The sequence below is a fragment of the Streptomyces sp. NPDC001515 genome (genome assembly GCF_053597115.1).
The window spans coordinates 23,212-44,414 of the sequence record NZ_JBSFHN010000033.1 but is presented as its reverse complement, the minus strand read 5'-3'; the positions used below and the strand labels follow the sequence as shown (position 1 = coordinate 44,414).

Annotated in this window: 17 protein-coding genes; 9 read left to right on the top strand and 8 right to left on the bottom strand. The window is 72.2% G+C overall.

Translation table 11 applies throughout. From position 1 onward, the window contains the following. The first annotated feature begins 120 nt into the window (after positions 1-120). Complete coding sequence (locus ACWCXC_RS29135; RefSeq protein WP_450685082.1) at positions 121-1,566, top strand: glyceraldehyde-3-phosphate dehydrogenase; 1,446 nt, start codon at positions 121-123, stop codon at positions 1,564-1,566. 119 nt (positions 1,567-1,685) lie between these two features. Here the strand turns inward: ACWCXC_RS29135 and fusA are convergent, their stop codons facing one another. The 3 genes from fusA to ACWCXC_RS29120 all read right to left on the bottom strand — a co-directional run bounded on the left by fusA (position 1,686) and on the right by ACWCXC_RS29120 (position 5,779). Beyond that, on the bottom strand, positions 1,686-3,782 hold the full coding sequence (gene fusA / locus ACWCXC_RS29130) for an elongation factor G (protein ID WP_450890997.1): 2,097 nt from the start codon (positions 3,780-3,782) through the stop codon (positions 1,686-1,688). Between the two features lie 670 nt (positions 3,783-4,452). Continuing rightward, positions 4,453-4,758: a hypothetical protein gene (locus ACWCXC_RS29125; protein WP_450890996.1), complete on the bottom strand. Its 306-nt coding sequence runs from the start codon at positions 4,756-4,758 to the stop codon at positions 4,453-4,455. 109 nt (positions 4,759-4,867) lie between these two features. Further along, positions 4,868-5,779, bottom strand: coding sequence for a DUF2510 domain-containing protein (locus ACWCXC_RS29120; RefSeq protein WP_450890995.1), 912 nt, complete (start codon positions 5,777-5,779; stop codon positions 4,868-4,870). A 272-nt stretch (positions 5,780-6,051) separates the two neighbouring features. Between ACWCXC_RS29120 and ACWCXC_RS29115 the strand changes: the two genes are divergently transcribed. The 4 genes from ACWCXC_RS29115 to ACWCXC_RS29100 all read left to right on the top strand — a co-directional run bounded on the left by ACWCXC_RS29115 (position 6,052) and on the right by ACWCXC_RS29100 (position 9,498). Continuing rightward, positions 6,052-7,293, top strand: a complete 1,242-nt coding sequence (locus ACWCXC_RS29115; RefSeq protein WP_450890994.1) for a cytochrome P450 family protein — start codon at positions 6,052-6,054, stop codon at positions 7,291-7,293. 138 nt (positions 7,294-7,431) lie between these two features. After that, positions 7,432-8,172, top strand: a complete 741-nt coding sequence (locus tag ACWCXC_RS29110) for a class I SAM-dependent methyltransferase (RefSeq protein WP_450890993.1) — start codon at positions 7,432-7,434, stop codon at positions 8,170-8,172. 62 nt (positions 8,173-8,234) lie between these two features. After that, positions 8,235-8,636 (top strand): nuclear transport factor 2 family protein, encoded by a 402-nt coding sequence (locus tag ACWCXC_RS29105; RefSeq protein ID WP_450686252.1) that lies wholly within the window; start codon positions 8,235-8,237, stop codon positions 8,634-8,636. Between the two features lie 100 nt (positions 8,637-8,736). After that, on the top strand, positions 8,737-9,498 hold the full coding sequence (locus ACWCXC_RS29100) for a FadR/GntR family transcriptional regulator (RefSeq protein ID WP_450686251.1): 762 nt from the start codon (positions 8,737-8,739) through the stop codon (positions 9,496-9,498). A 16-nt stretch (positions 9,499-9,514) separates the two neighbouring features. Here ACWCXC_RS29100 and ACWCXC_RS29095 read toward each other — a convergent pair whose 3' ends face one another. After that, positions 9,515-11,191, bottom strand: a complete 1,677-nt coding sequence (locus ACWCXC_RS29095) for an L-lactate permease (RefSeq protein WP_450890992.1) — start codon at positions 11,189-11,191, stop codon at positions 9,515-9,517. 354 nt (positions 11,192-11,545) lie between these two features. Between ACWCXC_RS29095 and ACWCXC_RS29090 the strand changes: the two genes are divergently transcribed. From ACWCXC_RS29090 to ACWCXC_RS29080, 3 genes are read left to right on the top strand one after another with little or no spacing between them, the layout of a single operon-like run. Then, a complete protein-coding gene (locus ACWCXC_RS29090; RefSeq protein WP_450685992.1) occupies positions 11,546-12,313 on the top strand; it encodes a (Fe-S)-binding protein in 768 nt (255 codons plus the stop codon). Beyond that, positions 12,310-13,857 (top strand): lactate utilization protein B, encoded by a 1,548-nt coding sequence (locus ACWCXC_RS29085; protein WP_450685993.1) that lies wholly within the window; start codon positions 12,310-12,312, stop codon positions 13,855-13,857. The genes ACWCXC_RS29090 and ACWCXC_RS29085 overlap by 4 nt, the downstream gene beginning before the upstream one ends. Then, positions 13,854-14,486 (top strand): LutC/YkgG family protein, encoded by a 633-nt coding sequence (locus ACWCXC_RS29080; protein WP_450685994.1) that lies wholly within the window; start codon positions 13,854-13,856, stop codon positions 14,484-14,486. The genes ACWCXC_RS29085 and ACWCXC_RS29080 overlap by 4 nt, the downstream gene beginning before the upstream one ends. 44 nt (positions 14,487-14,530) lie before the next feature. Here the strand turns inward: ACWCXC_RS29080 and ACWCXC_RS29075 are convergent, their stop codons facing one another. The 3 genes from ACWCXC_RS29075 to ACWCXC_RS29065 form a co-directional block, all read right to left on the bottom strand. Beyond that, a complete protein-coding gene (locus ACWCXC_RS29075) occupies positions 14,531-16,432 on the bottom strand; it encodes a DUF2264 domain-containing protein (RefSeq protein ID WP_450890991.1) in 1,902 nt (633 codons plus the stop codon). Beyond that, the gene (locus ACWCXC_RS29070; RefSeq protein ID WP_450890990.1) at positions 16,429-17,469 is read right to left on the bottom strand and encodes a hydroxyacid dehydrogenase; all 1,041 of its coding nucleotides are present in this window, start codon (positions 17,467-17,469) and stop codon (positions 16,429-16,431) included. Before ACWCXC_RS29070 ends, ACWCXC_RS29075 begins: the two co-directional genes overlap by 4 nt. 95 nt (positions 17,470-17,564) lie before the next feature. Continuing rightward, positions 17,565-18,710: a substrate-binding domain-containing protein gene (locus ACWCXC_RS29065; protein ID WP_450890989.1), complete on the bottom strand. Its 1,146-nt coding sequence runs from the start codon at positions 18,708-18,710 to the stop codon at positions 17,565-17,567. 140 nt (positions 18,711-18,850) lie between these two features. Between ACWCXC_RS29065 and ACWCXC_RS29060 the strand changes: the two genes are divergently transcribed. Then, positions 18,851-19,618 (top strand): sulfite exporter TauE/SafE family protein, encoded by a 768-nt coding sequence (locus ACWCXC_RS29060; RefSeq protein ID WP_450686446.1) that lies wholly within the window; start codon positions 18,851-18,853, stop codon positions 19,616-19,618. A 55-nt stretch (positions 19,619-19,673) separates the two neighbouring features. On the opposite strand, the gene ACWCXC_RS29055 is transcribed toward ACWCXC_RS29060, so the two are convergent. Continuing rightward, positions 19,674-21,203, bottom strand: a complete 1,530-nt coding sequence (locus tag ACWCXC_RS29055; protein WP_450890988.1) for an amino acid permease — start codon at positions 21,201-21,203, stop codon at positions 19,674-19,676.

The window sequence follows — 21,203 nt, the reverse complement described above, 5'->3', positions numbered from 1 at the left end:
GCATTCCGGATCGCGTATGACGGGTTCATGTCGGTCATATGAACCGTTCGAACACCCCCGGCAAGATCGAAAGACCGACGGGTTACCATATGAGCGCCGCCTAGCTCGAAAGATAAACCTGTGACTGTCAATGACGACTCGTTCACCAACTGGAAGAACCGCGAGGAGATCGCGGAGTCGATGATCCCGATCATCGGGAAGCTGCACCGGGAGAGGGACGTCACCGTCCTCCTCCACAGCCGCTCCCTGGTGAACAAGTCGGTGGTGAGCATCCTCAAGACCCACCGCTTCGCCCGGCAGATCGACGGCGAGGAGCTCTCGGTCACCGAGACGCTGCCCTTCCTCCAGGCCCTCACCACGCTCGACCTGGGCCCCTCGCAGATCGACATCGGCATGCTCGCCGCCCTGTACAAGGCGGACGACCGGGGTCTTTCCGAGGCCGAGTTCGCCGCCGACGCCGTCGCCGGCGCCACGGGCGAGAACAAGATCGAGCGCCGCGAGCCCCGCGACGTCGTGCTGTACGGCTTCGGCCGCATCGGCCGGCTCCTCGCCCGGCTCCTCATCGAGAAGGCCGGCTCCGGCAACGGACTGCGGCTGCGCGCCATCGTCGTCCGCAAGGGCAAGGGCCAGGACATCGTCAAGCGCGCCTCGCTGCTGCGCCGCGACTCGATCCACGGACAGTTCCAGGGCACCATCACCGTCGACGAGGCGAACAACCGGATCGTCGCCAACGGCAACGAGATCCAGGTCATCTACTCCGACGACCCCACGTCGGTGGACTACACGGCCTACGGCATCGACGACGCCATCCTGATCGACAACACCGGCAAGTGGCGCGACCGCGAGGGACTCTCCAACCACCTGCGCCCCGGTATCGCCAAGGTCGTCCTCACCGCCCCGGGCAAGGGCGACGTCCTCAACGTCGTGCACGGCGTCAACCACGACATGATCAAGCCGGACGAGCAGATCATCTCCTGTGCCTCCTGCACCACCAACGCGATCGTGCCGCCGCTGAAGGCCATGGCCGACGAGTACGGCGTGCTGCGCGGCCACGTCGAGACGATCCACTCGTTCACCAACGACCAGAACCTGCTGGACAACTACCACGGCTCCGACCGCCGCGGCCGCTCCGCGCCGCTCAACATGGTGATCACGGAGACGGGCGCCGCCTCGGCCGTCGCCAAGGCCCTCCCGGACCTGGAGGCGACCATCACGGGCAGCTCCATCCGGGTGCCCGTGCCGGACGTGTCGATCGCCATCCTCAGCCTGAAGCTCGGCCGCGAGGCCACCCGCGACGAGGTCCTGGAATACCTCCGCGACGTGTCGCTGACCTCGCCGCTCAAGCGGCAGATCGACTTCACGACCGCCCCCGACGCGGTCTCCAGCGACTTCATCGGCTCCCGGCACGCCTCCATCGTGGACGCGGGCCCCACCCAGGTCGACGGCGACAACGCCATCCTCTACCTCTGGTACGACAACGAGTTCGGCTACTCGTGCCAGGTCATCCGGGTCGTGCAGTACGTCTCCGGCGTGGAGTACCCGACCTTCCCCGTACCGGCGAACTGACCGCCGGACCCCAGGCCCCGGTGGCCCGCTCGCACGAACGGGCAGGCCACCGGTCTTACCTCGCAGGTCCCGCGGGGGCCGGACCCACCCGTCACGGGAGGTCCGGCCCCTGCCGGTGCTCAGCCGCCGGAGCGCGCGGCGGACACCGACGCCGGAGCCGGCGCGTACCCGGCCGCCCGGGTGGTGAACGTGCCCCGGCCCTGTGTGCGGCTGCGCAGCGCCGTCGCGTAACCGAACAGCTCGGCCAGCGGCACGGTCGCCGTGACGACCGCCGCACCGGCCCGCGCGGCGGAACCGGACACCCGGCCGCGCCGCGCGGCCAGATCGCCGAGCACCCCGCCCACCGACTCGTCGGGCACGGTCACGGTGACCTCGGCCACCGGTTCCAGCAGCACCATCGCACTGGCCCGCAGCGCCTCCCGCAGCGCCAACCGCCCCGCCGTGCGGAACGCCATCTCCGACGAGTCCTTCGCGTGCGTCGCACCGTCGGTCAGCGTCACCCGCAGCCCGGTCACCTGATGGCCGCCCAGCGGGCCCTCCGCCAGCGCGTCCCGGCAGCCGGCCTCGACCGCCCGCACGTACTCCTGCGGCACCCGGCCCCCGGTCACGGACGAGCGGAACGCGAACCTCGTCCCGTCCGCACCCCCGTCCTCCGGCGTCTCCCACGGTTCGACGTCGATGACGACATGGGCGAACTGCCCGGCCCCACCGTCCTGTTTGACGTGCCGGTACACCAGACCCGACACGCCCCGACCCACCGTCTCCCGGTAGGAGACCTGCGGCCGGCCGACCCGCAGCTCCAGCCCCTGGTCCCGGCGGATCTTCTCCGCAGCGACCTCCAGATGGAGTTCGCCCATGCCGGAGAGCACGGTCTGACCCGCCTCCGGATCCGTGCGCACGAGCAGCGAGGGGTCCTCCTCGGCCAGCCGGACCAGCGCGGCCATCAGCCGTTCCGTGTCCGTGCTCCGCCGGGCCTCGACCGCCACCGAGACCACCGGATCGGCCACCACGGGCGGTTCGAGGACCAGCGGGGCGTCCGGCGCGCACAGCGTGGCACCGGCCCGCGCGGCCTTCGGACCGATCACGGCGACGATGTCCCCCGCCACCGCCGTGTCCACATCGACGTGGCGGTCCGCCCGGACCCGCAGGATCCGGCCGACGCGCTCCGTACGCCGGGTGCCGGCGTCCAGCACCGATTCCCCCTTCCCGACCGTGCCCGAGTACACCCGCAGATACGTCAGCCGGCCCGTCGGGCCCGCGCTCACCTTGAACACCAGCGCCGCGAACGGCGCCGCCGGATCGGCCGCCCGCTCCTGCTCCTCGTCACCGGCCGTGCCCCGCACCGGCGGCACGTCCAGCGGCGAGGGGAGGTACGCGACGACGGCCTCCAGCAGCGGTTCGACCCCCCGGTTGCGGTACGCCGAACCGCACAGCACCACGACGCCCTCACCGGTCCGGGTCAGCTCCCGCAGGGCGGCGGCCAGCGTCGCGTCCGCGAGCGCCGAACGCGCGCAGAACTCCTCCAGCGCCCCCGGATGCAGTTCGGCGACCGTCTCCTCCAGCAGCCGCCTGCGCCGTCCGGCCTCCTCCCGCAGCTCCTCGGGAACCTCCCCCTCCTCGTACGTGTCCCCGCCGTCGGCCCAGACGAGCGCCCGCATGCGGACCAGGTCCACCACCCCGGTGAATCCGTCCTCCCGGCCGATCGGCAGCTGGACCACGAGCGGAACCGTCCGCAGCCGGTCCCGGATCGAGGCCACCGCCGCGTCGAGGTCGGCGCCCGCCCGGTCCAGTTTGTTGACGAACGCGATGCGCGGCACCCCGTACCGGTCGGCCTGGTGCCAGACGGACTCGCTCTGCGGCTCCACGCCCGCGACGGCGTCGAAGACGGCGACCGCCCCGTCGAGCACCCGCAGGGAACGCTCCACCTCGTCGGCGAAGTCGACGTGCCCCGGTGTGTCGATGAGGTTGATACGGTGCCCCGCCCAGGAACACGTCACGGCCGCCGCGAAGATGGTGATCCCGCGATCGCGCTCCTGGGAGTCGAAGTCCGTGATCGTGGTCCCGTCGTGGACCTCGCCGCGCTTGTGGGTCGTCCCGGTGGCGTAGAGGATCCGCTCGGTGACGGTGGTCTTGCCGGCGTCGACATGGGCGAGGATGCCCAGGTTGCGCACGCGGTCGAGCGGGCTGGCGGGCTTGCGGTGGGGTTCGGTACGCACGGTCCGTGCCTTTCGGGGTGATCCGGAGGAAGACGGCGCGAATGCCCGGACGAAACGACCCCGGCCGGGGCCCCGGAACCCCCGCGACCGCCGCGCGGCACGGCGAATCGGGCCGGTGCCGCAACGGACGGCACGTCAGAAAGGAAGCGGGGGTCAGGCGTTCGTCACGGGTGTCCGGGGCCGGCCGCGCAGCCGGCGCCGGGCGGACCTGGACACCAGGATCACCTCGTACCGCGACGGGGGCACGACGGCGGCGGTGCGGTAGCGCATGGCCGGTCTCCCCTCGATGGTCACGGTATGCACGGCGGCGACGGGCCGCGGTGCGGGTGCGCAGCGAGTCTAGGGAGCCGGGCGCGGCGGGGGGAACCGGTTTTCCGGCGCCGTGGCGGGCCCGTGGCCGAACAGGGACGACCCCGTTGCGCGGGGCGCGCAACCATCACACCGGCGTCCGGCCCACGGCGCACGCCGAACCGGTCCGCGTCCGCCGCCTCGCCTCCCGGGGCGGCTCGACGAGGCGCCGACCGTGCCGAGGCCCTGGGGGAACCGACCGGCGCGCCGAGGAGCCGGTCGCCCACGCCGTCCGCGTCGCCGCATTCGCCGAGGCCCGGGAGAACCGGGTCGTCACGCGGACCCGGCGCCGGGCACGGACGGGCCGTGGCCCGGCGTTCGACTAGCGGACGCGCCGACCCGGGCGGCGCCGCCCCGTTCCCGGGCGCCGCGACAGCCCGCGTGGCGCCGACGGCCGCCACCGGCGGGCGCTGCGCAGCGCGTTGCGCCCGCAGTCGCGCCATTCGGCCGGCGAGACACCCGTGCCCTGGGGGTTGCGGGTGATCAGCGCGTTGACCGGGGTGTGCGGGTCGAGCGTGAGGGTGCGGGCCATCAGGACGCCGATCACCAGCGGGGCGAGGCTGACGGCCAGTGCGGTGCCGGTGCCGGTGATCGTCCGGATGCGCGGGCGGGGTGCTTCGGGAGCCATGGCCCCATTCCAGCGCCGCCGGGACGCGGCGGGATGGGGCGGCGTACTCAGACCGGACGGCCCGGGTACTCACCCGGGCCGCTCCGCGTACCGTCGTGGCCGGTGTGCGCTACGCGTTGGTGCCGGGGCCCGAGCCCATGCCCGAGGCCGCCTTGATGCCCTTGGTGATCCTGTCCAGATCGGACAGGGCGGGCGCCTTCGGATTGATGTCGAAGCCGGAGCGGACGACGATCAGCATGTCGGGGGAGTGCGGCGAGGGGAACGCCAGGGACTCCACGTACCCGTCGTCGCCGGTCTTCGTCACCACCTGCCAGCGCACCCGGTAGCCCTGCTGCCCGGCCACGGTGACGGCCTCGGACTTCAACTGCCGGTGCGAGGTGATGCCGCCGTAGATCTTCTCGCCGTACGACTCCTCGGCGTTGGCCGCGATGTCCTTCTCGGCCGTCTCCTTGGCGGTCCTGGTGGTCAGCTTCAGTGCCGCCGCGGGAACGGAGAACACGCCGCCGCGCACACAGCTCTCGCCGCTGTCGCCGGGGCACTTGTACGTACCGGTGGTGACCCCGGCGCCCATGCCCGACTCGCCCTTCCAGCCGTCGAGGACCGGGATGCTGATGCCGCTCGCCATGTCCGTGGCGTAGCCGTCCTCGGTCTTCGGGCGCTGCTGGTCGGGGGCCTGGTTCCCGCCGCCGTTCCCTTTCTCCCCGTCCTCGCCGCCCCGGCCGTCCGGCCCGCCGGGCTGTCGGCCGGGGGCGGAGGTGGGGCCGTCGGACGGGGCCGAGGTCTTCGCGTCCGACGCCGTGGAATCGTCGTCGAGGAGGACGACTCCGCCACCGATGGCGGCGAGGACCACCACGGCCGCGGTGATGCCGACGCCGATGCGTATCCGGCGGCTTCGGACCGCGGCCGGCGGGACCCTGAGGTGATCGGTCCACTGCGTGCCGTCCCACCAGCGCTCCTGGAGGGGGCCATAACCTGTGTACCCGGGGTCTGGATGCCAGCCGGGCGGGCTCGTCTGCGTCACGACAGCCACCGTAACCGGGCTGCGTGAGAATCCTATGAATCGGGTCGGACGGGCGAAGCCCGGCACGCCGGGACCCGGCTCGGACCGTGCCGCAGGGGCGATTTCGGGCCACTCCGGTCCGATGTCGCGGTTGTCTGCTTTGGTGTCTTGTCGGCCCGTGGCGCCCCGCGCATGCTGGTGCCCAGTCACCCGGCGTCAGGCCCCCGTCGCCCCGTGCGGCACGGCGGCGGTCCCGCCGCCGAGGCCGAGGCCCGTCAGGGAGAGGGACCCGCATGGAATCCGGACGCTGCCCCGTGCTCGACTCGTCCGGCACCCGCCTCCACGCCGAGGCCGCCCGGCTCCGTGCCGAAGGTTCCGCGACCCGCGTCCGACTCCCCGGCGACGTCGTCGCCTGGTCGGTGACCCGGTACGACGTCGTACGGCGGCTCGCCGCCGACCGGCGGGTCTCCCGCGACGCCCGGCAGCACTGGCCCGCCCTCGCCTCGGTGCCCCAGGAGTGGTCCCTCAACGTCTGGGTGCGCGTCGTCAGCGCCTTCACCTCCTACGGCGACGAGCACCGCAGGCTCCGCGACCTCATCGCCACCGCCTTCACCCCCCGCCGCACCGAGGCGCTGCGCCCCCTCGTGCACGCCCTCGTCGAGCGGCTGATCACCGGCCTGCGGTCCACCGCCCCCGGCGAGAGCGTCGATCTGCGGGCCCGGTTCGCCTATGTCGTCCCCACCGAGGTCATCTGCGAGCTGTTCGGGGTCCCCGCCGTCATGCGGGCCCGGGTCCGGCGGGTCATCGACGCCGCGCTCGACACCGGCGCGCCGCCCGAAAGGGCCGCCGCCGACTACGGCGCACTGCTCGCCTGCATGGCCGATCTGATCGCCCTCAAACGCGCGGAGCCCGGCCCGGACATGACGAGCGATCTGATCGCCGCCCGTGACGGAGAGGCGCGACTCGACGAGGAGCAACTCGTCTCCACCCTCCTCCTGATGATCGGCGCCGGGTCCGAGACCGCCGTCAATCTCATCTCCAAGGCGGTCGTCGCCCTGGTCACCCACCCGGACCAGCTCGCCCTGGTACGGTCCGGCGCGATCGGCTGGGGCGCCGTGATCGAGGAGACCCTGCGCCTCGAAGGGCCCATCATGCACATGCCGTTGCGCTACGCGGTCGAGGACATCGACCTCGGAGACGTCGTGATCAGGAAGGGCGAGGCGATCCTCCTCGCCTTCGGCGCGGCGGGCCGCGACCCGGCCCTGCACGGCGGCACCGCCTGCGAGTTCGACGCCCGCCGCCCCTCCTCGGAGCATCTCGCGTTCGGCCACGGCGTCCACTTCTGCCTGGGCGCACCGCTGGGGCGCATGGAGGCGGACATCGCGCTGCGGGCGCTGTTCGACGCCTTCCCGGACCTGGCCCTGGCCGTACCGGAGGACCAACTCGTCCCGCAGGCCTCGTTCATCGCCAACGGCTACCGCGAACTGCCCGTGGTCCTGCGGCCGGTGACCGCCCCGGCGGGCGTGGACGGCTGACGCACGGACGCGCGGGGGAGGCGTACGGCCGCGCTTCCTCTGGTCTAGACAATTAATGCGGTCGCTCGCTAGCATCCGCCGCGAAGCGGCCCGCCGCCGACGACCGCGCCGGGCCGGGCGCGGCAGGAACGAGGACCCATGGAAACGACCGCTGCCGACCGCAGGTTCGCCGAGGACTACCGGCACGCGCGCGAGATCCCGCGCGACGGACTCACCGCCTGGCGCGCCGCCGTGGCCGCCGAGGTCGATCTGCGCCCCGGCAGCACCGTGGTGGACGTCGGCGCCGGCACCGGGGCCTTCGCCTCCGCGTTCGCCGACTGGTTCGGCGCCCGGGTGCTCGCCGTGGAGCCCTCCGACGCCATGCGCGCGCTGATCCCGCGCACCGACGACATCTCCGTGCACGACGGCCGCGCCGAGGCGCTGCCCCTGCCGGACGCCTGCGCGGACGCGGCCTGGCTCGGTTCCGTCGTCCACCACATCGGCGATCTGGAGACCGCCGCCGCGGAACTGCGCCGGGTGCTGCGGCCCGGCGCCCCCGTCCTCGTCCGCAACTCCTTCCCCGGCCGCTGCGCACGCGATCTGCGGGTGCGCTTCTTCCCCGGCGCCGAACGCATCGTCGACGGCTACCCGACCGTCGAGGAGACCTGCGCGGCCTTCGCCACCGCCGGCTTCTCCCGCGTCGCCCTGCACGCCGTACCGCAGGAGAGCGCGCCGAGCCTGGCCGACTTCGCGGACCGGATACGGCGCGACACCGACGCCAAGCTCCGCGGCCTCACCGACGCCGAGTTCGAACGCGGCATGCTGCGGCTGCGCAGCGCCGCGGCGGAGGAACCGGGACGGCCGGCGGTCAGCTGGATGGACCTGCTCGTGCTCTCCTGACCCGGCGCGACGCCCGGCGAAACCGCCGTGACGCGGTGCGGGGGACCGCCTAAGGTCACCGCATGGACCGGATGAACCGTATGACCGAGAACGACGAGGCGGCCGTGCGGGCGGCCGTCGCGGGCGAACTGCGTCTGCTCGACCCGCGTGTGCGGGCGTCCGACGAGGCGGTGACGGCGCTGCTCGACCCCGAGTTCCTGGAGTTCGGCGCCTCGGGGCGCCGCTACGACCGGGCCTCGGTCCTGGCCGTCACCTCCGCCCCCGACGACGACGCCGAACCGGTCGTGACGAGCGAGATGTCCGGCGTACGCCTGGCCCCGGACATCGTCCACCTGACGTACGTGTGGCGGCGCGGCGGGCGCCGGGTCCGGCGCAGCTCCCTGTGGCGCCGTTCGCCGGACGCCGGCTGGCGCATGTACTTCCACCAGGGCACCCCGGCCCACGGGGGAGAACCGCCCGCCTGAGGAGGGTGCTCGGTATGCCCTTACTCCGGTCCGACCACATGACGGGTGTGACATAGTCGGATCCATGGACTCAGGCCGGAGCGGGGAGCAGGAGCGGCGGATGCCTGTCGAATGGCAGCCCGTACGCCAGTCCCGCACCCATGAACTCGTACTGCAGAGCATCGAGGAGCAGGTCTTCGCCGGAAAGCTGCGGGCCGGCGACCGGCTGCCGCCCGAGCGCGAGCTGGCCCCCGTCTTCGGGGTCAGCCGCTCCGCCCTGCGCGAGGCCCTCCGGGTGCTGGAGACCATCGGCGTGCTGGTCGCCCAGCCCGGCCGGGGCCCGGACTCCGGAGCCCGGATCGTGCGCAACCCCGACGACGCCCTCGGCCGGCTGCTGCGCCTCCACTTCGCCCTCGGCAGCTACAGCCTGCACGACGTGATGGAGGCCCGGGTCGCCCTTGAGCGGGCCAGCTTCGCCGCCGCCGCGACGCACGCGGACGAGGAGGACCTGGCGGAGGCCGGTGCCGCGGTCGAGGGCATGGGGCGCGCGGACATCGGCCCCGAGGAGTTCAACGAACTCGACACCCAGTTCCACGTCAAGGTGGCCGGCAGCTCCGGCAACGCCCTGACCTCGACGCTGACGGCCGCGGTGCGCGAGTCCGTACGGCCGCTCATCCTGAAGGCCCTCGAAGAGGTCGACGACTGGCCGGCCACCCGGGCCGCGCTGAACGGCCAGCACGCCGAACTGCTGCGGCTGGTGCGCGCCGGTGACGGGGAGGCGGCGGCGGATCTGGCCGAGCGCCATATCCGCGGCTTCCACGGCACGCTGGTCGACGAGGACCGGACCGGTGCCGCCGGCGAAGAGGCCGACGGCACCGCGTAGTCCGGGGCCCGGCGCGTTACGGCAGCATCCAGGACAGGACCGGCGTGGACTGGAGGTAGACCAGCACGCAGAGGATGGCCAGCATCCCGATGCTGTAGCCGGCCACCTTGCGGAGCAGGACGCGCTCCGAGCCGGGCATGCCCACGGCCGTCGCCGCGATCGTGAGGTTCTGCGGGCTGACCAGCTTGGCGACCACACCGCCCGAGGTGTTGGCGGCGACCAGCAGGGTCGGGTCGATCCCGGCGGTCTGGCCGGCGGTCTGCTGGAGGTTGGCGAACAGGGCGTTGGCGGAGGTGTCGGAGCCGGTCACCGCGGTGCCCAGCCAGCCGAGCGTCGGCGAGAGCAGGGCGAACAGGCCGCCCGCCGTCGCCAGCCAGGTGCCGATGGCCACGGTCTGGCCGGACTGGTTCATCACATAGCTCAGCGCCAGGACCGTGGCGACGGTGGCGATGGCCACCCGCATGTTCGTCAGCGTGCGGCCCGCGGCGGAGAGCGCCATGCCCCCGGTCATCGGGTAGCTGTCCCGATCACGGGCGAACCGGTAGACCAGCGTGACCAGGATGCCCGAGAGGATCAGCAGGGTCCCGGGGTTGGCCAGCACCTCCAGCTTGTAGATCGCGCTGGAGGACGGCTCGCCGGCCGTCGTGAGCAGTTCGCCGTAGAGTCCGGGCCACTCGATCGTCAGATCGGCATGGGCGAGCAGCGCCGGCACGTCGATCCCGCCGACGTTCAGCTTGGCCAGCGCGAAGATGACGATGACCAGCAGGTACGGCAGCACGGCGTAGACGACGCGGTGCCGGGTGAGCGCCTGCGACTCGACCTGCGAGCGCTGGTCGTCGGGGGTGGCCGGCTTCCAGAAGCGCAGCATCAGCACGGCCGCGCCGAACCCGGCGAGCGAGGCGACGACATCGGTCAGCTCGTACGCGAAGTGGCCCGAGCACCAGAACTGGGCCAGCGCGAAGACGACACCGGTGACCAGGGCGATCGGCCAGAGCTGGCGGATGCCCCGGGCGCCGTCCACCACGAACAGCAGCAGCAGGGGAACGAACAGGGCGAGCAGCGGGGACTGGCGGCCGATGACCGCGGCGATGTCGTCGGCCGGGATGCCGGTCAGGTTGCCCGCCGTGGTGACGGGGATGGCCATCGCGCCGAAGGCCACCGGGGCGGTGTTGGCGAGCAGGACCGTCACCGCCGCCTTGACCGGCGGCAGGCCGAGCGCCATCAGCATGACGGCGGTGATGGCGACGGGCGCGCCGAAGCCGGCTAGCGCCTCCAGCAGCCCGCCGAAGCAGAACGCGATCAGCATGGCCTGGACGCGCAGATCGCCCCGGCCCACCGAGCTGAACGAGCGGCGCAGGTCCTCGAAGCGGCCACTGACGACCGTGAGCTCGTAGAACCAGATCGCCGCGACCACGATCAGCATCACCGGGAACAGACCGAAGACCAGGCCCTGGGAGGCCGAGAGCAGCCCGAGTCCGACCGGCATCCCGAAGCCGAGCACGGCCACCAGCAGGGCCGTGGCCACCGAACCCAGGGCCGACACCAGGGCCGAACGCTTCGCCACCATCAGGAGCACGAAGAACATGACGAGCGGGACGAGGCTCACCAGCGCGGTGGCCGGGAGGCTGCCCGCGACGGCGTGGACATCCGGTGTGTACGAAGCAAGCACGGTGGCGGGTGGTGCGGAGGCCACGGGATGACTCCTCGCTGAGTGGTACGGGGCAGGGCGGACCGAGCCGGGGGAGGAGCACCGGATCCCCGTCCCGGGGGCGCGGGCACATGCGTGCACCGGCGGCGCGAGGTGGGGGGCAGCAGCCGACGGCTGGTTCCGCGATCAGTAGGACACTGCATATGTCGTATGTCAATAAGGTCTGACCAATTGCCGAGTAGCTCACTTCGCGGTGGAGCGAAGGGGGTAAACGGGAGAAAGCGCTTGCTCTCCTGTGCTCGCCCGGAGTTGAGCGGGAGACCGGGCGCGCTTCGCTCTCAGAGAAACGGACGGAGGGTAGTATGGTCGGACCACAACTTGCGACCCGGGGAGACTCCTATGCGTATCGGACTCTTCGCCACCTGTCTGGGAGACACGCTCTTCCCCGAGGCGGTGAAATCCACCGCGGTGCTGCTCGCCCGCCTGGGCCACGACGTGGTGTTCCCGCCGGGGCAGACCTGCTGCGGCCAGATGCACGTCAACACCGGTTACCAGCGCGAGCCCGTCCCCCTGGTCCGCAACTTCGCGGAGCAGTTCGGCGACGCCTCGATCGACGCCGTCGTCATGCCGTCCGGCTCCTGCGCGGGCTCGGTCCGCCACCAGCACGAGATCGTCGCCGAACGCTACGGGGACGCGGCACTCCGCGCGGGCGTCGCCACCGTCAAGGCGAAGACGTACGAACTGTCCGAGTTCCTGGTCGACGTGCTCGACGTCACCGATGTCGGCGCGTACTTCCCGCACCGCGTCACGTACCACCCCACCTGCCACTCGCTGCGCATGCTGCGGGTCGGTGAGAAGCCCCTGCGGCTGCTGCGGGCCGTCGACGCGATCGACCTGGTCGAACTGCCCGAGGCCGACTCCTGCTGCGGGTTCGGCGGGACCTTCGCGGTCAAGAACGCCGACACCTCCACCGCGATGCTCCAGGACAAGATGCGCAACATCGCCACCACCGGCGCCGACGTGTGCACCGCCGGCGACTCCTCCTGCCTGATGCACATCGGCGGCGGACTCTCCCGCATCAGGTCCGGCACCCGCACCCTGCACCTCGCCCAGATCCTCTCCTCCACCCGCACCGCGCCGTACGCCCCGACGGAGGCCGCCCGATGAGCAGCAGCACCTTCCTCGGCATGCCCGCGACCCCGCCCCGCTCCCCGTACGGGACGGGCAACCTGCGCGGCGACCGGAAGTTCCCCAAGGCCGCCCACGACGAACTGGGCAACGAGCAGCTGCGCCGCAACCTCGGCCGCGCCACCCGCACCATCCGCGCCAAACGGCTGGCCGTCACCGCCGAACTGCCCGACTGGGAGCGGCTGCGCGACGCCGGTTCGGCCATCAAGACCGACACCATGAACCGCCTCCCCGACCTGCTGGAGGAGCTGGAGCGCAAGGTCACCGAGCACGGCGGCACTGTCCACTGGGCCCGCGACGGCGTCGAGGCCAACGAGATCGTCGCCCGGCTGGTCAAGGAGACCGGCAGCGACGAGGTCATCAAGGTCAAGTCGATGGCCACCCAGGAGATCGGCCTCAACGAACACCTGGAATCCGTCGGCATCACCGCCTACGAGACGGACCTCGCCGAGCTGATCGTGCAGCTCGCCCACGACAAGCCCTCGCACATCCTCGTCCCCGCGATCCACCGCAACCGGGACGAGATCCGGGAGATCTTCCTCAAGGAGATCCCCGGTGTCGACCCCTCCCTCGACAACGTCCCCGCCCACCTCGCCGCCGCGGCCCGCGCCTATCTGCGCGAGAAGTTCATGACGACGAAGGTCGCCGTCTCCGGGGCCAACTTCGGCATCGCGGAGACCGGCACCCTCTCCGTCGTCGAGTCCGAGGGCAACGGCCGCATGTGCCTGACCCTGCCCGACACCCTCATCACCGTGATGGGCATCGAGAAGGTCCTCCCGCGCTACCAGGACCTGGAGGTCTTCCTCCAGTTGCTGCCGCGCTCCTCCACCGGCGAGCGGATGAACCCGTACACCTCGATGTGGACCGGCGTCACCCCCGGCGACGGCCCCCAGACCTTCCATCTGGTGCTCCTCGACAACGGGCGCACGGCCGCGCTCGCCGACAAGGTCGGCCGGGAGGCGCTCAACTGCATCCGCTGCTCGGCCTGTCTCAATGTCTGCCCGGTGTACGAACGCGCCGGCGGCCACGCCTACGGGTCGACGTACCCGGGCCCCATCGGCGCCGTCCTCACCCCGCAGCTCGCCGGGATGCACGCCGCCAAGGACGACCCCAACAGCTCGTTGCCCTACGCCTCCAGCCTCTGCGGCGCCTGCTTCGACGCCTGCCCCGTCAAGATCGACATCCCCTCGCTCCTGGTCGAACTCCGCCACCAGCACACCGAACAGTCCGGAACCACCGCCGAGAAGCTCGCCATGAAGGCGGCGGCCGGGGTCATGGGCCGGCCGGCGCTCTTCACCGCCGCGCAGAAGGCGTCCGGGCTCGGCCGCGCCATCGCCGGACGCGACGGGAAGATCTCCCACCTGCCTCCGCCCTTCAACGGATGGAGCGACAGCCGCGACACCCCCGCCCCGCCCAAGGAGACCTTCCGCTCCTGGCTCGCCTCCGACGAGGGACGCGCCACGATGCGGGCCGCGGCGGCCGAGGCGCCCGAACCGAACCGGCAGCAGGAGGAAGAGAAGTGACGAACGCCCGCGCCACCGTACTGGGCCGCGTCCGGGACGCCCTGGCCCTCGCCCCCGCCACCGGCACCGAGGTGCCGCGCGCCTACCGCACGGGCCGCACCCTCCCCGACGACGCACGCCTGGCCCTCTTCACCGACCGGCTCGTCGACTACAAGGCCCAGGTCCGCACCACCACCGAGGCCCGCACGGCCGAGGCCGTCGCCGAGGTGCTCACCGCTCTCGAAGCCCGCCGCATCGGCGTTCCGCCTGGGCTCGATCCCCAGTGGCTGACCGCCTACGACGGCGAGGTCCAGCAGGACTCCGCCGACATCCCGGCTCCGAGTCTCGGGGCCCTCAACGGCGTCGTCACGGCCTCGGCCGTCAGCTGCGCCGAGACGGGCACGATCTTCCTCGACGGCTCGCCGGACCAGGGGCGCCGCGCCCTCTCGCTGGTGCCCGACCTGCACGTGTGCGTCGTCGATCTGTCGACCGTCACCGTCGGCGTGCCGGAGGCCGTGGCCCGGCTCGTACCGGAGCGGCCGACGACCCTGATCAGCGGCCCCTCGGCCACCTCCGACATCGAACTCGAACGCGTCGAGGGCGTGCACGGACCGCGCACCCTCGTTGTCGTCATCCGCACCGACGTGTGAACCGGCGGGTGCGCGGCGGTCGGGCCGCGCACCCCGCTCTCCCCTCAGCCGTGGGTGACGGTCACCGGGCCGAAGGCGATCCGGGTCCGCGCCCCGTCCCGGGCCCAGGTCACCTCGACGGTGTCCTCCTCGACGCGGGCCTCGCTCACCGCCGTGACGAGCCCGGCGGCCTCCGGTTCGGCGGTCAGCGAGGCGAGCGCCACGAGGATCCCCGTACCGTCGGCGTTCGCGCCCAGCCGGGGGAGCACCGCCCACGGCGTGTACGCCGTGCCCTGCGGGGCACGGACCTCGTCCCGCTCCGTCCAGCCGTGCAGACCGTGCAGCGCCGAGAGGAGCCCGGACTCCGGACCGGTCGCCCAGCCCGTCTCCTCGACCCGGGCCCCGGGCGGAGCGCAGCACACCCGGTGCACCCGCAGTTCGAAACGGCCGCGCACCACCGTCACGCTCTCCACGCGCAGCCCCGGCTCGGTCGCCGCCCCGTGCGGGAACACCGGCCGGTGCCAGGAGGCGGCCCAGGCCCAGCCCTCGCCGCCGCCCGCGCCCAGTGGACGGATCGCGCGGCGCCTGCTGCGCAGCCCGTCCACGACGACGGCCAGATGGTTGTCGGCGGCGTTGGCGCGGGCGGTGGGGCCGGTGACCGTCGAGTACGCCTGGCGGCTGTACAGCGGATCGTCCTGCGTCGCGTGTTCGCCCTCGTGCGGCCGGAGGTGGTCGCTGCCGTGGTTGTGCAGCCGGACGATGCCGTCCGCCCGGGTGGACTGGACGAGCAGTCCGGGGGCCGGCAGGGCGAGGACCCGGTCGGGGCCCTCGGCCGGGGCGGGCTCCTCGGTCGCCGTCCAGAGGGGGTGGTCCGCCGGCGCGAGCAGCGAGACGAAGGCCTTGGACGCCCAGTAGGGGGAGGACGGGCCGGAGTAGGGCTGGAGCGTGGCTTCGTGCGGGCCGTGCCAGCCGAGGCTCAGCAGCCCGTCGGTGCCGGCCGCGCCCCGGTCCAGGAAGTAGCGGAGCGCTCCGCTGATCACCCGTCGGGAGGCCCCCGGGGTCAGCGGGGTGTCCCCGGTCACCGCGCCGAGCCCGACCGCCGCACCGGCCGCGAACCGGTAGGTCAGGGACCGGCCGAAGTACACCGGCGCCCCGTCCCCGCCGAACAGCAGGCCGAAACCCTCCAGGTGCTCGCGCAGCCGCGCCCCGTAGAGCGCGGCGGGCTCCGCCTCACCCGACAGATGCGCGTCGAGCACCGGATAGAGGTGCAGTGCCCAGCCGTTGTAGTGGTCGAAGGCGCGGCCGTCGCCGTCGGCGTACCAGCCCTGTCCCCGGTACCAGACCTCCATCAGCGCGCGGCCCCGCTCCCGGGCCCGCGCGGTCTCGGCGTCCCCGCGCCCCACGGACTCCAGGAAACCGGCCACCGTGTAGGGGAACAGATACCAGTTGTTCGCCGCGGGCGTGTGCCGCAGCGCGCCGCGCAGCCACTCCTCGGCGCGGTCCCGCACCGCCGGGTCCAACCGGTCCCAGAGCCACGGGCGGGTCAGCCGCAGCCCGATGGCGACGGAAGCGGACTCGACCATGGGCTGGCCGAAGACCGTGTGGTCCCGGATCAGTGGCCAGGACTCGGCATCGTCGCGTCCCGGCGTACGGGTCCCGGCCGCGAGCCCGTCCGCGTACCGGCCGAGCCAGCCGTGCGGGTCCGCGCCGCCGGCACCGGCCACCCGGAACGCGGCGGCCAGGAAGGTCCGCGCATACCCTTCGAGGCCGTCGGACCGCACCCCGGAGGCGGACGGGCGGCCCGGCAGGTCAAGCAGCGCGCCTTCGGGAGTGGCCCACCGCCAGGCGGCCTTCAGCAGCCCGTCGGCGGCCGCCTCCCAGTGCGCCCGGGTGTAGCCGGTGCGCGGGCTGAGCACCCGGTCGTCGGCGGGGAGTTCCAGCGGGAGGTGCGGATGCGGAGCGGTCATGCGAGGAACGCCAGCCTTTCGCGTCGTACGGGATGGGCGAAACCGTCGCCCTCGGCCCAGCGCTCCGTCTCGGAGGTCGCCAGATCGACCAGGCGCTGCCACTCGTTGCCCTGAGAGCCCGCCAGATGAGGGGTGATCAGGGCGTTCTCACAGTCCCAGAGCGGGTGCCCGGCGGGCAGCGCGTCGGGGTCGGTGACGTCCAGGACCGCCCGGATCCGGTCCTGCCGCAGGACGTCGACGAGCGCGTCCTGATCGACGACGGCACCCCGAGCGGTGTTGACGAGCACGGCGTCCGGCCGCATGGACAGCAGCAGTTCACGGCTGACCAGCCCGCGCGTTGCCGGTAGCAGCGGGGTGTGCACGCTCACCAGGTCGCTCTGCGCGAAGAGTTCCGGCAGTGACACCGGGCGGACGCCCAGCGCTTTCGCTTCGCTTTCGGAGACGTACGGATCGTGCAGCAGGACCTGGAGGTCGTAGGGGCGCAGTAGCTCGACGACCCGGCGACCGATCAGCGAGGCGGACAGGATGCCCACCGTGCGGCGGTAGTTGCCGAGGGCGGGCGAGGTGGTGAGCGAGTCGTCACGACGGCGTTCGCTGCGGTAGGCGTGTGCGCGTTCCAGGGCGCGTTTGCCGGAGAGCAGGATCATCGCCACGGTGTACTCGGCGACCGGGAGGGCATTGGCCGCGGCGGCCGACGAGACCTCGATACCGCGCTCCCAGCAGGCGTCCGTGATGTGGCCGCGCACGCTTCCCGCCGTGTGGACCACGGCCCGCAGCCGGGGCGCGGCCGCCAGCACGGCGTCGTCCAGGGGCGGACAGCCCCAGCCCGTGACCAGCAGTTCGGTGTCCGCCAGCACGGCCCGCGCCCGCTCGGTGCTGAAGTCGTCCAGTACGGGCAGCGGCGCGAGTTCGCACACCCGGGACAGGGCTGCCAGCGCGTCGGGGCCGAGCAGCGCGGCCGCGGTGTCCGCCCGCATGGCGAGCGCGGCGCGCGGCCGGCGGCCCGTGTCGGACGGGACGGGAAGGGTGCCGGTCATCGTTCTCCTCCGCGGCTTCCGATGTGAAGTCACGAGGAATCCTGATCGTTTGATCGATCGTGGTCAAGCAATCGATCAAACGAAAGTCGAATCGATCAAACGATCATTTCGAAAGGCGTGGGCCTCTCGCACACCGATCCGCGCACCTTCAGCGTCGGCAGCAACTCCGTACGGCAGACCGGCCCCGTGGTGCCCGGAGGGCCCGACAGCCGGCGCAGCAGCAGTTCGGCGGCGGCCCTGCCGATCTCCACCTTCGGCGGCGAGACCGCCGTCAACGGGGTGCTGCCCAGCGCTGCCACCACGTCGTCGTACGCCACCACCGAGCAGTCCCGGGGCACCTCCAGTCCGTTCTCCACGAGCCGCTGCACCAGCATCAGCGCGTCGATGTCACCGTGCAGCACCGCGGCCGTGGCCCTGCGGTTGCGCAGCGCCGCGCCCAGTTCCACCGGTGTGCCGACCGGGGCGAGCGGGGGCCCGGAGGGGCCGTGCTCGGCGGCGTCCGGCGAGCTGAGCACCACCGACCAGTCCGTCACCTCCGGCCGTCCCGCCGCGATCTCGGCGAACGCCGCCCGTACCGCACGCGCCGTCGGGCTGTCGTCGCGGGCGGCCAGCACGATGCGCCGATGACCCGCCGCCACCAGGTGGTCCACGGCGAGATGGACGCCGTACCAGTGGTCCGAGCAGACCGAGTCCAGCGCGTGCAGGGCGCTGCCCGGACGGGGGCGCCGCTCCATCAGCACCGTCGGCACACCGACCCGCGCCAGCCAGGCGTAGTCCTGCTCCTCGGCGTGCGCGCTCGGCCACCTCGGAGCGATCAGCAGCCCCCGCGCCCCGTCGGCCAGCGCCCGTTCCACCAGGCGCCGTTCCGCGCCCGGCCCCCGGGGTGCGATGTGCAGGGCGATCCGAATCCCGGCCTCCTCCAGCACGCTCCGCGCCCCGTGCAGTGTCTCCTGCAGGTACGAGTGGCGCTCGGGAACGACCAGGGCGACCGCCCCGCCGCCCCCGGCCGCACCGCTCGTGCGCGGGGCGGGCACCGCGACCTGAGCGGTCCGGTCGTCGAGGGACCGGACGACCCCGCGCCCGCGCCGCAGCAGCCCTTCGCGGTCCATCTCGTCCACGTCCCGCCGCGCCGTGACGGTCGAGACGCCCAGTTCGTCCGCGAGCGCGGTCACTTGGACGGCGCCGCGTGACTCGACGATCGCCAGAATGCGCCGACGCCTCAGTTCCATCTGCTCCTGCATGGTGCAGGCCCCCTCACCGTGCGCTACGCGGCTTTCGTTTGACCGCTTTCGTTTGAGCGTTTGGGCGCAGCATATCGATCAAACGAAAGAACCCGGCCCGAACCAACCCCTGCACATACGTACTACGCTCTCCCTTCGGCATGGACACGCTCACCCTCTGGCAACTGGCGGCACTGGCCGCGGCATCCGCACTCGTCGGCTTCTCCAAGACGGCCGTCAGCGGTGCCAACACGATCAGCCTCGCGGTCTTCGCGGCGGTACTGCCCGCCCGCGAGTCCACCGGAGTGCTGCTCCCGATCCTGATCGCGGGCGATGTGCTCGCGGTGCTCAGCTACCGGCGTCACGCGCACTGGCCGACGCTGCTGCGGGTCCTTCCCGCCGTCGCCGCTGGTGTGGTGGCGGGGACCGTGTTCATGCTCTGGGCCGACGACGCCGCCGTCCGCACCTCGATCGGCGCGATCCTGCTCTTCATGGCCGGCGTCTCGATGTGGCGGCGACGCACCAGGACGGCGACCGAGGGACCCGAGACCACCGGACCGCCGACGGCCGCCGAGCGGCTCAAGGCTCGCGGCTACGGGGTCCTCGGCGGCTTCACCACGATGGTCGCCAACGCGGGCGGTCCCGTGATGTCGCTCTATCTGCTCTCGGCGGGCTTCCGGAAGCTCGGATTCCTCGGCACGTCCGCGTGGTTCTTCCTCATCGTGAACACCTCGAAGGTGCCGTTCAGCGTGGGGCTCGGCCTGATCGACGGGCAGTCGCTGCTGATCGACGCCTGCATGCTGCTGTTCGTTCTGCCGGGCGCGTGGATCGGCCGGCGCTGTGTGGACCGCATCAACCAGCGGCTCTTCGAACGTCTCGTCCTGGGCGCCACCGTCCTCGGCGGCCTCCAGCTCCTGCTGAACCCGTGACGGGGCCCCGCCCGGGCGGTACCGGAGGGGGCCCCGTCACGGGGAGAGCGAGCGGTCAGACGATGTCCTCCTCGATCTCCGCCTGCTCACGGGCGTTGCCGTACGCCTGCGGGGTGCCGTACGAGCGCCGGGCCACGAACCACCAGACGGTGGCCAGGACCAGCACGGCGACCAGCGCGATCGACGCGTAGTTCATCGAATCGATCGTCACCGGCGAGGACTGCGGCAGCAGGAACAGCACGGTGACGATGGCGACCCAGACCACAGCGATCCACCCGATCGGCTTCGACCACCGGCCCAGGTGCCACGGCCCCCGCTCGAAACGGCCCCCGGCACGGAGCTTGAGGAAGATCGGGATGGCGTACGCGGGCGTGATCCCGATGACGTTGATCGCGGTCACCGCGCCGTACGCGGTCGCCGAGTACAGCGACGGCAGGGCAAGCACCCCGGCGACGATCACCGACAGCCAGACGGCCGGCACCGGGGTCTGCGTCCGGGCGCTCACCTTGCGCCACAGCTGCGAGCCGGGCAGCGCGTTGTCGCGACTGAAGGCGAACACCATGCGGCTGGCGGCGGCCACCTCGGCGTTGCCGCAGAAGAGCTGCGCGGCGATCACGATGAGCAGCATCGCCGTGGCCCCCGAGGTGCCCAGCGCGTCGATCAGGATCTGGGCGGGCGGCACGTTCGTCGACGTGCTCTGCGTACCCGCGTAGTCCTGGATCGCGAAGGTCAGCCCCGCGAGCAGAACGAAGCCGGCGACCCAGGACACCCAGATCGCCCGCACGATGCCCCGGGCGGCGGAGACCGAGGCGTTCGACGTCTCCTCGGACAGGTGGGCGGAGGCGTCGTAGCCGCAGAAGGTGTATTGCGCCAGCAGCAGACCGATCGCCGCCACGTACAGCGGATTGTGCCAGCCGGTGTCATTGACGAACTCGGTGAAGACGAACGACGGCGACTGGTGGTGCGAAGGAACGATCGCGAGCACCGAAACGATCACCGCGACACCCGCCAGGTGCCACCAGACGCTGATCGAGTTGAGCACGCTCACCAGACGGACACCGAAAAGGTTCAGAACGGCGTGCAGCAGCAGAATGCAGACAAAAATGATCATCGTCTTGCCGGGGGTGGGGGTGAAACCCCACTGCAGGTTCATCAGGGCGCCGGTGAATAACGCGGCCCCGTAGTCGATTCCGGCTATCGCACCCAGAAGACCGAGCAGATTCAGCCAACCCGTGTACCAGCCCCATTTGCGCCCGCCGAGCCGGTCGGCCATGTAGTAGAGCGCCCCGGACGTCGGGTACGCGCTGGTGACCTCCGCCAGGGCCATGCCCACGCAGAGCACGAAGAGGCCGACACCCGCCCAGCCCCACATCATCACGGCGGGTCCGCCGGTGGACATGCCGAAGCCGTACAGCGTCATGCAACCCGACAGGATCGAGATGACGGAGAAGCTGATCGCGAAGTTGCCGAAGCCGCCCATGCGGCGAGCAAGCACCGGCTGATAGCCGAGCTCGCGCAGGCGCTGCTCCTCGTCCTGGGGCGGTGCGGCCTCGGAGCCCTTCTGGGCCGAGGTGGTGACGGACAT